This is a genomic window from Ensifer sp. (genome assembly GCF_035999185.1).
Lineage (GTDB): Bacteria > Pseudomonadota > Alphaproteobacteria > Rhizobiales > Rhizobiaceae > Ensifer.
The window spans coordinates 92,533-108,407 of record NZ_DASYHB010000101.1 but is presented as its reverse complement, the minus strand read 5'-3'; the positions used below and the strand labels follow the sequence as shown (position 1 = coordinate 108,407).

General features: G+C 61.6%; 14 protein-coding genes. 6 read left to right on the top strand and 8 right to left on the bottom strand.

The features are described from left to right. Nucleotides 1-180 precede the first annotated feature (180 nt). The 3 genes from VGO04_RS11125 to VGO04_RS11115 are packed head-to-tail and all read right to left on the bottom strand — an operon-like array spanning nt 181 to nt 3,052. Complete coding sequence (locus VGO04_RS11125; protein WP_327496017.1) at nt 181-1,008, bottom strand: TolB family protein; 828 nt, start codon at nt 1,006-1,008, stop codon at nt 181-183. A 25-nt stretch (nt 1,009-1,033) separates the two neighbouring features. Next, nucleotides 1,034-1,366, bottom strand: coding sequence for a hypothetical protein (locus VGO04_RS11120; RefSeq protein WP_327496016.1), 333 nt, complete (start codon nt 1,364-1,366; stop codon nt 1,034-1,036). 3 nt (nt 1,367-1,369) lie between these two features. Beyond that, on the bottom strand, nt 1,370-3,052 hold the full coding sequence (locus VGO04_RS11115; protein ID WP_327496015.1) for an NAD+ synthase: 1,683 nt from the start codon (nt 3,050-3,052) through the stop codon (nt 1,370-1,372). Nucleotides 3,053-3,320: 268 nt separating this feature from the next. On the opposite strand from VGO04_RS11115, the gene VGO04_RS11110 reads away from it, so the two are divergent. From VGO04_RS11110 to VGO04_RS11090, 5 genes are all read left to right on the top strand, one after another. Then, nucleotides 3,321-5,249: an LTA synthase family protein gene (locus tag VGO04_RS11110; protein ID WP_327496014.1), complete on the top strand. Its 1,929-nt coding sequence runs from the start codon at nt 3,321-3,323 to the stop codon at nt 5,247-5,249. A gap of 113 nt (nt 5,250-5,362) precedes the next feature. Then, nucleotides 5,363-5,911, top strand: coding sequence for a DUF1003 domain-containing protein (locus VGO04_RS11105; RefSeq protein ID WP_327496013.1), 549 nt, complete (start codon nt 5,363-5,365; stop codon nt 5,909-5,911). 297 nt (nt 5,912-6,208) lie between these two features. Next, nucleotides 6,209-6,631, top strand: coding sequence for a TadE/TadG family type IV pilus assembly protein (locus tag VGO04_RS11100; RefSeq protein WP_327496012.1), 423 nt, complete (start codon nt 6,209-6,211; stop codon nt 6,629-6,631). Between the two features lies 1 nt (nt 6,632). After that, a complete protein-coding gene (locus VGO04_RS11095; RefSeq protein ID WP_327496011.1) occupies nt 6,633-8,372 on the top strand; it encodes a TadG family pilus assembly protein in 1,740 nt (579 codons plus the stop codon). Between the two features lie 289 nt (nt 8,373-8,661). Beyond that, nucleotides 8,662-9,576 carry a hypothetical protein gene (locus VGO04_RS11090; protein ID WP_327496019.1) on the top strand — a complete coding sequence of 305 codons (915 nt, stop codon included), beginning with the start codon at nt 8,662-8,664 and terminating at the stop codon, nt 9,574-9,576. An 11-nt stretch (nt 9,577-9,587) separates the two neighbouring features. Here the strand turns inward: VGO04_RS11090 and VGO04_RS11085 are convergent, their stop codons facing one another. The 5 genes from VGO04_RS11085 to rpiA all read right to left on the bottom strand — a co-directional run bounded on the left by VGO04_RS11085 (nt 9,588) and on the right by rpiA (nt 14,936). After that, nucleotides 9,588-9,986 (bottom strand): GFA family protein, encoded by a 399-nt coding sequence (locus VGO04_RS11085; protein WP_327496010.1) that lies wholly within the window; start codon nt 9,984-9,986, stop codon nt 9,588-9,590. Between the two features lie 190 nt (nt 9,987-10,176). Next, complete coding sequence (locus VGO04_RS11080; RefSeq protein ID WP_327496009.1) at nt 10,177-11,550, bottom strand: class II 3-deoxy-7-phosphoheptulonate synthase; 1,374 nt, start codon at nt 11,548-11,550, stop codon at nt 10,177-10,179. Nucleotides 11,551-11,989: 439 nt separating this feature from the next. Then, complete coding sequence (gor, locus tag VGO04_RS11075; RefSeq protein WP_327496008.1) at nt 11,990-13,378, bottom strand: glutathione-disulfide reductase; 1,389 nt, start codon at nt 13,376-13,378, stop codon at nt 11,990-11,992. A gap of 191 nt (nt 13,379-13,569) precedes the next feature. Beyond that, nucleotides 13,570-14,118, bottom strand: a complete 549-nt coding sequence (locus VGO04_RS11070) for a DUF2059 domain-containing protein (RefSeq protein ID WP_327496007.1) — start codon at nt 14,116-14,118, stop codon at nt 13,570-13,572. Between the two features lie 122 nt (nt 14,119-14,240). Then, complete coding sequence (rpiA, locus tag VGO04_RS11065) at nt 14,241-14,936, bottom strand: ribose-5-phosphate isomerase RpiA (protein WP_327496006.1); 696 nt, start codon at nt 14,934-14,936, stop codon at nt 14,241-14,243. A 242-nt stretch (nt 14,937-15,178) separates the two neighbouring features. Here rpiA and VGO04_RS11060 point away from each other — a divergent pair, with 242 nt between their 5' ends. Continuing rightward, nucleotides 15,179-15,856 carry an HAD family hydrolase gene (locus tag VGO04_RS11060; RefSeq protein ID WP_327496005.1) on the top strand — a complete coding sequence of 226 codons (678 nt, stop codon included), beginning with the start codon at nt 15,179-15,181 and terminating at the stop codon, nt 15,854-15,856. Nucleotides 15,857-15,875: the final 19 nt, after the last annotated feature.

Below are 15,875 nucleotides of genomic sequence, written 5' to 3'. Positions count from 1 at the left end.
ATCGCGCGTGATCATGAAAGACCTCCTTTCATTCACGTCCGGTATCCGCGCCCACAGACTGAAAAGAGGTGTGGCAACCAAGTTCAGTGAGACAGGTGGGCCTTGCCCTTCCCGCGGATCGGATGCGCCCTGCGAACGAGATCACCGCTAGCACGCCCCCGGTATTCTTGTCCAGCGCAGTCAGCTTTCCGGTTGATACCGAACGAAGGCGAAGCGATCGCCCGATGGCGACCAGTTGGGTACGTTGATGGTTCCCTGCCCGCCGAAGAGCTCGAACAGCACGCGCGCGTTGCCGCCGTCCATGTCCATCAGCCTCAAACGCACATCGAGATCTCTTGGGTGGTCGAACACGTCGCCGTCATAGGACAGCACCAGCAGATGCCTGCCATCCGGAGACGGATGCGGAAACCAGTCGCCATAGGGACTGTCGGTGATCCGCGTGACGTCGGTGCCGTCGGGACGGACGCGCCAGATCTGCATGCGCCCGGTGCGGCTGGAGTTGAAGTAGATCCATTCGCCGTCCGCCGACCAGTCGGGCCCGTCGTTGCGGCCTTCGCCGTTGGTCAGCCGCGTCTCCTCGCCGCCGTCGATGGAGATCGTGTAGATGTCGAAGACCTGGTCGCGAATGCCGCAATAGGCAAGCGACTGCCCGTCCGGCGACCAGCCGTGCCAGTAGGACGGCAGGTTGCGGGTGACGAGCCGCGGCGTGCCGCCTCCAGCCGGAAGCAGGTAGATCGCCGACTTGCCGAACTCTGTCTTGTCGCTGATCGCGACCGTCAGGCCGTCCGGAGAAAGGCCGTGATCGTTGTTGCAGAGCGTGGCAAAGCCGGTGTCGATCTCGCATGGCTCGGAGCCGTCGAGGCCGAGCCGATAAAGGCGGCCATCGCCGTTGATGACGAGGTGCGTACCGTCCCGCGACCAGTTCGGCGCCTCGACCAGCCTGTCGGTCTGCCAGACGATCTGCGTTTCGCCGGTTACGATGTCATAGATCTCGACGGAACTGCGCATAGTATTCCCCTTGGCACCCAGGCCGCTATCTGGGTTCTTCGCCTGTTCCAAGCATCGCCAGGATCTTGGCACAGACCGACTGCATCAGAATGAAATTGCGTTGGTCCCGAGAGCTTGAAACGAGGCCCCAGGCAAGCAGCAGGAGAATGCAGACGAAGGCAACGCCGAGGATGACGACGCTGCCGGTCGCAAGGCCGTAGACACCGAAAACGGCCGGTGTCGCGAAATAGGCGATCTGCGCTGAAACCTGCCTTGCGGCCGAAACATCGCTCACCGACCACAGACGCATCAGCCGGATTTCCTCGTCCGTGAACCGAGGACGACTGTCCTTGCCGTCGCGCCCTTCGCCGGAGGTCACACCCTAGCCCCGGTCGCGGAAACGGTTGGTGATCGGGTAGCGTCGGTCGCGGCCAAAGTTCTTCTTGGTGATCTTGACGCCCGGCGCCGACTGCCGGCGCTTGTACTCGGCGATGTAGAGCAGGTGTTCGATCCGGTGCACCGTCGCCTCGTCATGGCCGCGGGCCACGATCTCGTCGGTCCCCATCTCCTTTTCGACCAGGCATTCGAGAATGTCGTCGAGCACCGGATAGGGCGGCAGCGAATCCTGGTCCGTCTGGTTCGGCCGAAGCTCGGCAGAAGGCGCCTTGTCGATGATGTTCACCGGAATGACCACGCCGGAGGGCCCGAGCGCGCCCGGCGGCACGGTCGTGTTGCGCCAGCGCGAGATCGCGTAGACCTCCATCTTGTAGAGATCCTTGATCGGGTTGAAGCCACCGTTCATGTCGCCATAGAGCGTGGCATAGCCGACCGACATCTCCGACTTGTTGCCGGTCGTCACCACCATCGAGCCGAACTTGTTGGAGATCGCCATCAGGATCGTGCCGCGCGTACGGCTCTGCAGGTTCTCTTCGGTAATACCGGATTCGGTTCCCTCGAACGTATCCGATAGTGCGCTAAGGAAGCCCTCGACCGGTTCGGAGATCGGCACAATGTCGTAGCGGCAGCCGAGCGCTGCGGCGCATTCCTTGGCGTCCTTCAGCGATTCCTGCGAGGTATAGCGATAGGGCAGCATGACGGTGCGCACCCGCTCCTCGCCGAGCGCGTCGACCGCAAGCGCGGCACAGATTGCCGAGTCGATGCCGCCGGAAAGGCCGAGCACCACATTCTTGAAGCCGTTCTTGTTGACGTAGTCGCGGAAACCCAGCATGCAAGCGCGGTAGTCCGCTTCCTCGCGCTCCGGCAGGCGCGACTTCAGCCCGCTTTCGCAGTGCCAGCCGTCCTCGCCCTTCTTCCACTCGACAATGGTGAGTGCCTCTTCGAACTGGCTCATCTGGAAAGCCAGCGACTTGTCGGTGTTGAAGGCGAAGCTTGCACCGTCGAAGACCAACTCGTCCTGGCCACCCAGCTGGTTGGCGTAGATCATCGGCAGGCCGGTCTCGATCACCTGCTTCAGCACCACCTGATGGCGCACGTCCACCTTGCCGCGATAATAGGGCGAGCCGTTCGGCGAAAGCAGGATTTCCGCGCCGCTTTCCGCCAGCGTCTCGCAGACGCCGAGATCGCCCCAGATGTCCTCGCAGATCGGAATGCCGATGCGCACGCCGCGGAAGTTGACCGGCCCCGGCATCTCGCCCTGGTCGAACACGCGCTTTTCGTCGAACTCGCCGTAGTTCGGCAGGTCGACCTTGTCGCGGATCGCGATGACGTTGCCGCCATCCAGCACCGCCACCGAATTGTGCCGGCCGGTTTTGGCGAGCCGCGGGAAGCCGATGATGACGCCCGGACCGCCATCGGCCGTCTCTGCGGCGAGCTTTTCGACCGCCTGCAGACAGGCCTTCAGAAACGCGGGTTTCAGCACCAGGTCTTCAGGCGGATAACCGGAAATGAACAGCTCCGTCAAAAGCAGGAGGTCTGCGCCCTGGCGCGCGGCATCGGCGCGCGCCTCGCGTGCCTTGGCCAGGTTTGCGGCGATGTCGCCAACCGTCGGATTGAGCTGGGCGACGGCGATGCGAAGGAGCGAGGGAGCGTTTTTGTGGACGGTCATGAGCGGGCCTGCCGGTCTGTTCTGAACGATTGCGTCTGACTTTCGCAATGTTCTTTAGCGCAATCCGCGAGAAAATACCCACAGGCAATCGCCGCAACACAAAAAAAACCGAAAAATTCTGTTTTTCCGGGTTCTTATGGGGCGTGCTTAGAGCGCCCTCACGCCGCGAAATGCGCCCCCCTTTCCCCGTTAAGAAACCATTCATCCCCTGTTCAAAATGACGGGCGTATGACAGTTACACGACGCATTTATGAAATTGGAGAATATGTTGGCTAATATCGATTCCGCTGTCGCGAGAGGTTCGCGCGTCTATGTCGATAGACCCGGCTTCACCACACGGCATGCCAAGACGCTCGCGTCCACGCGCAGCGCACTGTTCTCTCTCTTTGTCGCGGCTTCGCTGGTTTTCCTCGTCGAGCTGATCGTCCGCCAGTCGCTGACCGATGCGCTTGCCTATATTCTCGACCCGACGCGCCCGGCCCTCACCACCATCGGCGTGTTTTTCCTCGTGCTTCTGGCCGTCGACGGCATTTTCGGCCGCGAACATAAATCAGCCGTGGTGCTCGCACCGCTCGCGATCCTGCCGGCAGTCATCTGCCAGCAGAAGCAGGTCTTCCTGTCCGATCCGCTCTACCCGACCGATTTCCTCTTCGGCCGCCAGATCATGGAGCTTATGCCCGTTCTGGTGAAGGACCGGCCCTGGACGGCTGTCGGCATTGCCGTCGGTCTTGTGGCTGCCATTGTCGCGATCGGCCTGCTGCTGCGCTTTGCCTGGCGGACATTTCCGAAGCTGACGACGCGTGAGCGCGTGGCACGCCTTGCGTTTGCCTTGCCGCTGCTCGTCGCCTTCTGGAACATCATGGACTACAACCAGTTTTCCTGGATCCGTGACCGCCTCAAGGTCATCCCGATCATGTGGGACCAGACCGAGAACTACAAGCACAACGGCTTTGCGCTTGCCTTCGCCATCAACCTGCCGATGGCAAATGTCAGCGCGCCGGCCGGCTACATGGCCGATGCCATCGACCGCATTCCGGTGAAGCCGCTTCCGGCCGGCACCTCGCATCGCGGCAAGCCCGACGTCATCGTGCTGATGAGCGAATCCTTCTGGGATCCGACGCGCCTGCCGAACGTCAAGCTCTCGCCCGACCCGATGCCGACCATCCGCGAAATGCAGTCGGGCAACGTCTTTTCGCCGGAATTCGGCGGCATGACCGCCAACGTCGAGTTCGAGGCGCTGACCGGCTTCTCCAACGCCTTCCTGCCCTATGGCAGCATCCCGTACCAGCAGTATATCCGCAACCCGATCCCGTCGCTTGCCACCTTCTTCCGCGGCGAAGGCTACGTCTCGCGTGCCATCCATCCCTTCCAGAGCTGGTTCTGGAACCGGACCGCCGTCTACAAGGCCTTCGGCTTCGACATGTTCAAGTCGGAAGAGAACATGCCCGCGATGCAGAAGCGCGGCATCTTCGCCTCGGACGAATCCCTGACCAAGGAGATCATCCACCAGGCCGACGCGATGGACGATCCGTTCTTCTTCTTCGCCGTCACGCTGCAGGGTCATGGCCCCTATGAGGCAAACCGCTACGCCAAGAACACCATCAAGGTCGAAGGCGACCTGCCGGAAGCCGACCGCCAGGTGCTCGCAACCTACGCCCAAGGCATCAAGGAAGCCGACGACAGCCTGAAGATGCTGATGGACTGGGCGAAGAACCGCGACCGCGAAACGATCATCGTGCTCTTCGGCGACCACCTGCCGCCGCTCAACACGGTCTATACAAGCACCGGCTTCATGAAGGGCGTCACCGCGGAGCGCAAAGGTTCGAAGGACCAGATGAAGGCGCAGCACGAAACGCCGCTCGTCGTGTGGTCGAACAAGACAGGCCCGAAGAAGAACGTCGGCACCATCAGCCCGGCCTTCCTCTCCTACCAGATCCTGAAGCAGTCCGGCTACGAGCATCCCTATTACACCGGCTTCCTCGGCAAGGTGCACGACCAGTACCGCGTCGTCGACCGCTACATGCTGATCCGCAAGAACGGCAAGGAAGTCGCCGAATGGTCGCGCCAGCCGAAGGTGCCGGCGCTCCTGCGCGACTACCGCTTCCTGCAGCACGACATGATGTTCGGCGACCGCTTCTCGACCGATCGCTTCTTCAAGTCACACGCGGACCTCTTCGCCAGCGTCGAGGCGCACTGACAGGCAGAGCCGGACCGGTTGCATCCGGTCCGGCTCTCGCGCATTTTCGGGTACTGCCGATTTCCTTGTGGCGGTGATGCTCTAGATTGTCTCCGGCCAGATCGGAGATTCCCATGCCGCACTTCAACGACATCTCGAAGCAAATCTTCGGCAAGCCGCTCAGCGAGCTTGGTGAGATCGAACGACGCATTCTCTCCCGTGCGCACGAACGGCGCACAGTTGCCACCGACACCCACGCCACCTTCGACGCAGGGCTGACCTTTGGTGACAGGCTCGCCGACAACATCGCCCGCATCGGCGGCTCGTGGGGCTTCATCATCGGTTTCTGTGGATTTCTGGTTCTCTGGGTGCTGATCAATTCGGTGCTGCTCTTCACCGGCGCCTTCGACCCCTACCCCTATATCTTCCTGAACCTCATTCTCTCCATGCTCGCAGCACTGCAGGCGCCGGTCATCATGATGTCGCAAAACCGGCAGGCAGAGCGCGATCGGTTCGCCGCCTCCAAGGACTACGAGGTCAACCTCAAATCGGAGGTCGAACTGATCGCCCTGCATCACAAGGTCGACGATGTGTTGCTGCGCGAGATTTCCGAATTGCGTGCCGACCTTGCAAATCTTAACACGCAACTCCAGCGCTACCGATCCGGGCCTGGCCAGGATTGACGCACAAGTTGCGCGCAATTGCTCACCATTCGAGCAATTGCGATACACCTCGCCTGGCTGCGCGCCCTTCCGTGCAAGGTGCGGATTGCCTGTTTTCCGGCATCTCAGGGTAACGAAACCCCTGCCGAATCCGCAAAAATTCTAATTCAACCGAAAATACGCATTATGCAACACTGACGAATTGCATTCCGATTCAACAACTTATCGGAGTATGAAAAAATTAACATTTAAGGAGCACCGTAAGGGCGCAGGGACATTCGAAAAAATACAGCAACGTGGGTACGCGGAGATGCTGCAATGTCCAACTTCAAGCGCCTATTAGGCGGCCGAGACGGGGCCGCCGCAATCGAATTTGCAATCATAGCGCCGCTCTTCTTTCTTTGCGTGCTGACCCTGATTGCCTATGGCGTCTATCTGAGCGCCGCTCACTCCATCCAGCAGATTGCAGCCGATGCCGCCCGCACCGCCATTGCCGGCCTCTCGGAGACCGAGCGCGAGCGGCTCGCGACCGACTACATCCGCCGCACGACGATGGATCAGGCTTTCATCAAGTCATCGCGCATGACCGTCACCGTCCGGGACGACGCCAACAACGCCAACCAGTTCACCGTACGGATCAAATACGACGCCGGCGATCTGCCGATCTTCAATCTGTTCACATTCGCCATGCCGAAAGAACAGATCGAGCGCTACGCAACCATACGCATCGGGGGGGTCTGACATGCAGTGGAAACCATCGCGCTTACGTGACCTGTCGCGAGCGCGCGACGCCAACATCGGCATTTCAGCCGCGCTGGCCATGCCTTTGGTCATTACGTCGATGGCACTTGGCATCGACTACGGCTACCTCACTGTGCAAAAGCGTGAAATGCAGTCGGCGGTCGATCTCGCCGCGATCAGCGCTGCGGCAAACATATCCTCGGCGGAAAAGGCCGTACTCAAGCATTTCGCCAACAATGGGATGAACTACGGCGTGGCCACGCCGACGGGGTTGATGACGATCGATGGCAAGGTCCTGCCGCTTGGCGATGTCAGCACCGGCAAGGTCGAGGGCGTTGCGACGGTTACGCGCGGGCGCTACGTCCCCGATCCATCCGTCAACGCAGGGCAGCGCTTCGTCAAGGATGCGACGCCGACCGACGCCGTACAGGTGATGCTGGAGAAGAAGGGCGATATCTTCCTTGCAGCGATCTTCAGCAAACCGCCGGAGCTTAGCGTTTACGGAACGGCCGCCAGTTCCAAGATTGCGGCATTCTCCGTCGGTTCGCGCCTTGCCAGCCTGAATGACGGGTTGCTCAATTCCATTCTCGGGCAGATGCTCGGCACGACAATTTCGCTCAAGGTCATGGACTACGAGGCGCTCATCAACGCCGATGTCGACGTCCAGCCGTTCCTGAAGATCATTGCGACAAGGTTGAACCTTACCACCGCGTCCTATGAGGATGTGCTGAAGGCCAATCTCACGATGCCGCAACTGCTCGCCTCGATGCGGCTCGTTCAAGGCCTGTCGAGCACCGTGACATCCGCGCTGAAGAGCATCGAGCTTTCAACCGCCAACAACAAGAAGACCTTCACTCTGGCACAGATCCTCAATCTCGACCCCAAGAAGAGCCTGAGGATCGATGCGGGCTCCGATTGGTCGATGAAGGTTACAGCGCTGCAGATCATCTCGGCAGCCGCCGCCATTGCCAATGGCGAGAACCAGATCGCGCTCAACTCTGTCGCCGGCCTGCCCGGAATAGCGTCCGCCAAGGTCAAGCTCGCCATCGGCGAGCCTCCGGTCGAGACGCCCAGCCACCGCCTGGGGACACCGGGCGCTGCCGTTCGCACGGCACAAACCCGCCTCGCCGTTGAAGTCAACGTCGATGGTCTCGCCGCGCTTGCCGGCATTCGCGTTCGCCTGCCAATCTATGTCGAGCTCGCCTATGCGGAGGCAAAGCTTGCGGACATTCGCTGCTATGGCGGCAAGCCCGAGAATGCGGAGGTCAGCGTCGACGCGGTGCCTGGCGTTGCCGAAATTGCCATCGGCGATGTCGACCCGAAGGTGCTCTCCAACTTCTCATCCGACGCGCGGGTGCAAAGAGCGCGGCTCGTGGATGCGCTGGTGGTCAAGATCGATGCGCTCGCCCATATCGAGGCGCAGAACCTTAAGGCTTCGCGCTTGAGCTTCAGCCCGACGGAGATCGCGGCTCGATCGATCAAGACAGTCTCGACGAAGGATATCTTGACGTCGACGACCCAGACGCTGCTCAACAATCTCGACCTGAACATCCAGATCCTGTTCCTGAGCATCGGAAGCCCGACAATCGTACAACAGGCGCTTGCCCAGACGCTCGGCTCCGTCACCAAGCCGGTCGACGACCTGCTCTACAATCTGCTTCTTCTCGTTGGCGTTCGGGTCGGAGAGGCCGACGTTCGGGTCACCGGCGTCAAGTGCCAGCCGCCCGTGCTGGTACAATAGCGAAGGAAACACGTCACCGAGGCGTCCGGCGGCGAGACCGTCGGGCGCCTCGGTGAACAAAATCATGTGATCACACGTTATGGACAAGGTAGCCGTGCTATGAGGGGCACAGCTGAGTGGCTGCTGGCAGCCGGGCACCTTGATCAACCTGCGCGTTTTCCTGGATCTACTTGATCGACGAACAGGACGACGCAGCAGTTCAAGATGCAGCGATTTTCGCGCGTCGAATGCGGCGCGCGCCGCTGCAGTGTCCAGCGGGCCGCGCGAGCATCGGGGGTGTGCGCAGCAGATGCATGTCGTGGCAGAGCAAAAGAGCGTCGAGCGGGACCAATCGCTCGCCTTTACCAAGGACGATTTTCTTCAGCACCGGAGCTTTCGCGCAAACCTGCAGGCGAGCGCGCGCGACCTCATGGCGGCCTATGACAGCTTCCCGCGTGTCGCTCGCCTCGTCGCCTCCCACCAGAAGTGGACGCTCAGCCAGGCGATATACGCCCTGCATCTCGAGCGTGATCCCGAACACCCCGAGACCGGGATCACGACGGCGCGCCTTCTGAAATTCGTCCATGAGACGGGCGGCGCAAGTCGCAACACCGCAGCCGCCTTCATCGCCGAGCTGTTGACGTACAAATTGCTGCGCGACGCCGAAGGTGGTCGTGCGAGAAAGAAGATCCGCCCGCTGGAGCCGACCGAGATCAGCGAGGGCGCGATGTTGCGCTGGTTCACAAGCCAGATGGGAACGCTGGACCGCTTCGACGGCAAGGGTCGCGTCCAACAGGTTGAAAATAACCCTGCCCTCTTTCAACGCGCACAACCGATCGCAGCGCGTCTCCTGTTGTCGGACCGCCGGTGGAGCGAGCCGCCCGAGGGCGTGGCAACATTCGTTTGGACGGAGTGCGGCGGTCTGCTGCTCGACGATCTGATGTCGCGCCCCACTAGCCTCGATCCGGTCGATGGTAAGGTCTGGGTCGAGGCCAACCTGACGGACCTCGCCGCCCACTACATGATCTCGAACACGCATATCCGCCGCATCTTCACGCGTGCGCAGGACGCCGGGCTGCTGGGCAGGCCGGCCGACGGCCAGCGTGGCAAGTTCTGGCTGAGTGAGCGCCTGATCGACGAATACTGTGACTGGCAGGCGGTCAAGCTTGCGGGTCTTGCCAATGGCTTCCAGCAGGCCGAGCTACAAGTCTCGGGCGACCCTTAAGCAGCGAGCGGTCAGACACGCCCGGCTGCAAACTTCGGCAAGTCGTCCTTGATCTCGTAGAAGTCGCCCTGATCGGCGCAAAAGATGTGGTAGCCCGACTTCAGACCGGTCGGGTTCTCGAAGGCGCCGGCCATGATCGATGTGTACCCCTGCCCATCGCCCTTCCAGAAAAGCGCCGAGCCGCAGTGCCGGCAGAAACCACGGCTGGCGCTGTCGCTTGCCCGGTACCACGTGATGGCGTCCGCTCCCTCGACCTCCAGGCCGTCGTTCTGGATATTCGTCGCGGCGTAGTAGAGGCCGGTCTGCTTCCGGCATTGGCTGCAGTGACAGTAGATCAGCTCGCGCAACTCGCCGCGCGCCTTGAACCGCACGGCCCCGCAGAGGCAACTTCCCGCATGAACGTCCTGCATCGCTTCCCTCCCTATATCCTATCGTCATGCATCACGTTCTCATGGCGCGTGGCGCTGCACCCGCTGACCTGCGCCGGCCTGTGCTCCAGACACGAAAATGCCGGGCCAGCTTCCAGAGCCGACCCGGCATTGTCAAATTCAAAACTCCCAAACGACGTTCAGAAAACCTGAACGATGCCAGAGATTTAGATCAGCCGTTGACGACCATCTTCTTCTCGTCGCGACCGCCCTTCATGCGCTCGGCAAGCAGGAAGGCAAGTTCCAGCGCCTGGTCGGCGTTGAGACGCGGATCGCAGTGCGTGTGGTAGCGGTCGGCCAGGTCGTCGCCCGAAAGCGCGCGGGCGCCGCCCGTGCATTCGGTGACGTCGTTGCCGGTCATCTCGATGTGGATGCCGCCCGGATGCGAACCTTCCGCGCGATGGATCTGGAAGAAGCTTTCGACTTCCGACAGGATCCGCTCGAACGGACGGGTCTTGTAGTTGTTGAGCGTGATCGTGTTGCCGTGCATCGGGTCGCACGACCAGACCACCTTCTTGCCTTCGCGCTCGACCGCACGGATGAGGCGCGGCAGATGCTCGGCCACCTTGTCATGACCGAAGCGGCAGATCAGCGTCAGACGGCCGGCTTCGTTGGCCGGGTTGAGCAGGTCGATCAGCTCCAGCAGGCCGTCGCCCGTCAGCGACGGGCCGCACTTGAGACCGAGCGGGTTCTTGATGCCGCGGCAGTACTCGATATGCGCATGGTCGGGCTGGCGGGTACGGTCGCCGATCCAGATCATGTGACCTGACGTGGCGTACCAATCGCCCGACGTCGAATCGACGCGCGTCAGCGCCTGCTCGTAACCGAGCAGCAGCGCCTCATGGCTCGTGAAGAAATCGGTTTCGCGCAGGCTCGGATGGTTTTCCGAGGTGATGCCGATCGCCTTCATGAAATCCATGGTTTCGGAAATGCGGTCAGCGAGCTTGCGGTAACGCTCCGCCTGCGGGCTGTCCTTGACGAAGCCGAGCATCCACTGGTGCACGTTGTCGAGGTTGGCATAGCCGCCCATGGCGAAGGCGCGCAGAAGGTTCAGCGTCGCGGCCGACTGGCGGTAAGCCATGATCTGGCGCTCCGGGTTCGGAATGCGCGCTTCCTCGGTGAACTCGATGCCGTTGATGATGTCGCCGCGGTAGGACGGCAGCGTCACGTCACCCTGCTTCTCAATGCCCGAGGAGCGCGGCTTGGCGAACTGGCCGGCGATACGGCCGACCTTCACCACCGGCTGCTGTGCGCCGAAGGTGAGCACGACGGCCATCTGCAGGAAGGCGCGGAAGAAGTCACGGATCGTGTCGGCACCATGTTCGGCGAAGCTCTCGGCGCAGTCGCCGCCCTGCAGCAGGAAGCCGCGGCCTTCGGCAACATTGGCAAGAGCGCTCTTCAGACGGCGTGCTTCACCCGCAAAAACCAGCGGCGGATACTTCGCGAGGCGCGCTTCGGTCGCCTCAAGCGCTGCCAGGTCCGGATAGTCCGGCACCTGCTGGATGGGTTTCTGCCGCCAGCTGTTTGGAGTCCAAGTCTGTGCCATTTCGATCACCTGTTGTCTGCCGCGGAACCATCCGCGCGGGTCTCGCCCTGACGGCCAAATGGAGCCGCCCGGTATTCGGAAATTTCACTCATCATACGCGCGTCCTTCACCCCAATGGAGACAGAAACGCCGCGGAATGCGGGCTTATAGACGTTAAGCAATGGCTTGGAAAGCCATACGACCAGATTTCATTGCTTTGCAGGCCGCGTCAGGCGCAAGGATATATCCGGCCGACGCACGTTCCCGAAAGAAAGGCGCATCATCCCGAAAGAATGATGCGCAGTTTCAACGGGATAGAAGCGCCCCTCGCCTTTACGGCGGTGTCTGAGGACAGGACCCGATACGCCGACAAAGGCTATTCGTTCATCCCGTCAACGGCACCGTCAGGCCGCCTGCCGCCCTTCACCGGAAAAGCAGGGATCGCGGACGTACCCGACGTTCAGACCCGCTCGCCCTTGCGGATGCGGTAGGATGGCGAATACATCGTCACCAGTTCTTCGGCTGCCGTCGGGTGCACCGCCATCGTCCGGTCGAAATCGTCCTTGGTGCAGCCGGCCTTCAGCGAAATGCCGAGCAGCTGCGCCATTTCACCGGCGTCGTGGCCAAGGATATGGGCACCGAGAACCTTGCGGTCGGCGGCGTTGACGATGAGCTTCATGATCATCTTTTCCTTGCGTCCCGAGAGCGTCGCCTTCATCGGCCGGAACTCGGCACGGTAGACCTCAAGCTCGTCGAAGCGGCGCGCTGCCTCCTCTTCGGTCAGGCCGACGGTGCCGATCTCCGGCTGCGAGAAGACCGCGGTGGCGATCAGATCGTGGTCGGGCGACACCGGGTTGTTCTTGTATTCCGTTTCGATGAAGCACATCGCTTCATGGATCGCGACCGGCGTCAGCTGCACGCGGTCGGTGACGTCGCCGAGTGCGTAAACACCTGGCGCGCTGGTACGCGAGAACGCATCGACGACGATTGCGCCGCGCTCATCGGTCTTGACACCAGCCGCTTCCAGGCCAAGCCCCTTAGTGTTCGGAACGCGGCCGAGCGCCAGCATGACCTGGTCGGCGACGATTTCACCATGCTTCTTCGTCTGCGCAACGCGTCGTCCCTCGGCATCGAGGGAAACCGACTGGATGATGTCCTCGCAGAGGATGCGGATCCCCTTTCCTTCCATGGCTGCATGCAGCCCGCGGCGCAGGTCCTGGTCGAAGCGCGACAGGATTTCCTTGCCGCGATAGATCAGCGTCGTCTCGACGCCGAGACCATGGAAGACGTTGGCGAATTCGACGGCGATATAGCCGCCGCCGGCAATCAGGATCGACTTCGGCAGCTCGGCAAGGTCGAACGCTTCGTTCGAGGAAATGCAGTGCTCGTGCCCGGGCAGCGCGTCGTGCGGCGTCGGATGACCGCCAACGGCGATCACGATGCGCTCGGCCGTCACCGTCCGGCCGCTGTCGAGAAGACGGATGGAGTTCGGACCGACGAGTTCGGCGCGGGTATGCAGGATCTCGGCGCCGGCGTTGTTGAGGCCCTTCTGGTAGAGCCCTTCGAGCCGGGTGATCTCCTGCTCCTTGGCGGCAACGAGCTTTTTCCAGTCGAAGCGGCTCTCGCCGACCGACCAGCCGAAACCGGCGGCGTCCTCGAAATGTTCGGAAAACTGCGAGGCGTAGACGTAGAGCTTCTTCGGCACGCAGCCGCGGATGACGCAGGTGCCGCCGTAGCGGAACTCTTCGGCGATCGCGACCTTCTTGCCGAGGCTCGCCGCCACACGCCCAGCCCTGACGCCGCCGGAACCGCCACCGATTACGAAGAGGTCATAGTCGAAAGCGGGCATGGGCAGTCTCCTGAAAGCAATCGGGCCGATATGGCGAATTGGAAGGCGCGCCGAACAATCGGGCGGTCAGCACGCAGGCGGCGCGGAGCGAAGTGCCCGCGCCGAAGGGCACATATAGTGGTGCCTCCCCGCAAAAGAAAAGCCCGGATCGCTCCGGGCTCATCGAAACGTGATCGTTCTCAGACGATCGATTACTGCGCCGGAACCTGCACGGCGCCTTCGGTTGCTGCCGGCGAGGTCGCGCCGACCTTGTCGTCGAGCGACTTGGTGGCTTCCTGGGTCAGGTCACGCGAGACGCCCGATGCCCAGATGTCGGCAGCCTTCAGCAGTTCGCGCGAGGCGATCGGGCCGTCGTTCAAGAGCTTCTTGCCGGCGGCCGAGTTGTAGAAATCGGTGATCGCGTTCAGCTCTTCCAGCGAGAAGGTCTTGGCGTAGATCGTTGCCGCTTCATGCTCGAGATCGGCACGGCGCGCAGCAAGGGCGAGCGCCTTGTCGTCGACCGTGGCGGTGATCAGTTCCTGATGGTTCGGCGATGCCTGGATCAGCGTGTTCTTCAGACGCTCGGCCAGGTTCGGCAGGATGTTGTCGAAGCTGTTGGTCACGCCGAGCGCAGCAATCGTCGCGCGCGCGGCCTTGATCTGGTCTTCGGAGACGTCCTGCGCCTTAACCGCCGGAACGGATGCGGAAAGCAGAACCGCAGTGGCAGCGAATGTGCGGACAAGACCTGCGAGTTTGTTCATTTTTACCCTTGCTCCTGTGTTTGTCGCATACAGCCCGGGCGATTTCCGCCGCCAGGCCGCACGTGTGGAAACCTGTTGTATTTTAACCGCTCCCTGCCCCTCACGGAGCATTGGAAGCCGGCTCAGGACGCGGTCAGAATGCGTGCCTCTTCCGGCCCGGCAATGATTGCCAGCGACGCGATGTTGATGAACAGCCCGTGCTCGACCACGCCGGGAATGGCATTCAGCTCTCCTGCGAGCGCATCTGCATTAGGAATACGGCCAAAAGATGCATCGAGAATGAGGTGTCCACCGTCGGTCATGAACGCCCCGTCATGGGACTGACGCACCGCGATTTCGCCCGAAAGTCCGAGGCGCGAGGCGAGCTTTTCGATCGCAATCCGCGTGGCTACCTGACCGAACGGATTGATCTCGATCGGCAGCTTGAACGCGCCGAGGACATCGACGACCTTCGATTCGTCGGCAATCACGATCATCCGCTTGGAAGCGCTGGCGACGATCTTTTCGCGCAGCAATGCGCCGCCGCCGCCCTTGATCAACCGTAGCTGATGGTCGACCTCGTCGGCACCATCGATCGTCAGGTCGAGCTCCGGCAGCTCGTCCAGCGACTTCAGCGGCACGCCGAGTTCGAGGCAGAGACGGGCGGTGCGTTCCGAGGTGGGAACGCCCTCGATGCGATAGCCGGCTGCAACCTTCTCGGCGAGCAGGCGGACAAATTCCTCGGCCGTCGAACCCGTACCGATACCGAGACGCATGCCGTCTTCGACATATTCGAGCGCCGCGGCCGCGGCTTTGATTTTCATTTCGCGGGCGTCCATGCGCCGGTCGCTCCCCTAGTACTTCTCACGATCAACGTGATTCCGACGGTCGATTTAGCTGCAAACAGCGAACGGCCGCCCGATTTCCGCTCAGACACTTACACGCCCGACGAGGCAAACAAAAGTCAAAATGAAATCACTACAGAGGATTCCGCGCGCATCCGAGCCTGTACTTTCCATTGCATTCTTTGGTGACTTCGCCTACCCGGACTGCAACGTTTGCGCTGTTGCGAGGTATTTCGGTGTCTTCTCCTATTGTCGTCTTCGATCTTGACGGAACGCTTGTCGATACGGCCCCGGACCTCGTCGCCAGCCTCAACCATGCGGTCACGCAGGTCGGGATCGAACCGGTCACCTTTAGCGACCTGACGCATCTTGTCGGTCATGGCGCGCGCGCCATGATCGAGCGCACTTTTGCGCTGCGCCAAAAACCGCTTGATGAGGCGCTGCTCGATCGCCAACTCAAGGAGTTCGTCGAATTCTATCACGGCTCGATGCCGGGCGATTCGCGACCCTATCCGGGCACCGTCGATGCGCTCGACCGTCTCTCGGGCGCCGGCTTCAAGCTGGCCGTGTGCACCAACAAGCCCGAGGGACTGGCAACGCGACTGCTGGAACGCCTTGGCCTGATCGACCGCTTTGCCGCCATATCCGGTGGCGACACCTTCGAAATCCGCAAGCCGAACGCCGATCACCTGCTGCGTACGATTGCCAATGCCGGCGGAACGGCCGAGCGTTCCGTGATGGTCGGAGACAGCCTCAACGACATGCTCGTTGCCCGCAACGCCTCCGTACCGTCGATCGCGGTTCCCTTCGGCTATTCCGACGTTCCCGTCGAAAGCCTCGATCCGACAGTCGTCATTCGCCACTTCGACGAACTGACGCCGACCCTAGTCAACGACCTGTTCGACAGGAAATAGCAGACACAAAAAAGGCCGC

Coding starts and splice junctions, on each gene's coding strand:
- rpiA (WP_327496006.1), bottom strand. CDS start 14,936: ATGGACGCCCGCGAAATGAAAATCAAAGCCGCGGCCGCGGCGCTCGAA.
- VGO04_RS11095 (WP_327496011.1), top strand. CDS start 6,633: ATGCAGTGGAAACCATCGCGCTTACGTGACCTGTCGCGAGCGCGCGAC.
- VGO04_RS11070 (WP_327496007.1), bottom strand. CDS start 14,118: ATGAACAAACTCGCAGGTCTTGTCCGCACATTCGCTGCCACTGCGGTT.
- gor (WP_327496008.1), bottom strand. CDS start 13,378: ATGCCCGCTTTCGACTATGACCTCTTCGTAATCGGTGGCGGTTCCGGC.
- VGO04_RS11085 (WP_327496010.1), bottom strand. CDS start 9,986: ATGCAGGACGTTCATGCGGGAAGTTGCCTCTGCGGGGCCGTGCGGTTC.
- VGO04_RS11105 (WP_327496013.1), top strand. CDS start 5,363: ATGCCGCACTTCAACGACATCTCGAAGCAAATCTTCGGCAAGCCGCTC.
- VGO04_RS11115 (WP_327496015.1), bottom strand. CDS start 3,052: ATGACCGTCCACAAAAACGCTCCCTCGCTCCTTCGCATCGCCGTCGCC.
- VGO04_RS11080 (WP_327496009.1), bottom strand. CDS start 11,550: ATGGCACAGACTTGGACTCCAAACAGCTGGCGGCAGAAACCCATCCAG.
- VGO04_RS11125 (WP_327496017.1), bottom strand. CDS start 1,008: ATGCGCAGTTCCGTCGAGATCTATGACATCGTAACCGGCGAAACGCAG.
- VGO04_RS11100 (WP_327496012.1), top strand. CDS start 6,209: ATGTCCAACTTCAAGCGCCTATTAGGCGGCCGAGACGGGGCCGCCGCA.
- VGO04_RS11090 (WP_327496019.1), top strand. CDS start 8,662: ATGCATGTCGTGGCAGAGCAAAAGAGCGTCGAGCGGGACCAATCGCTC.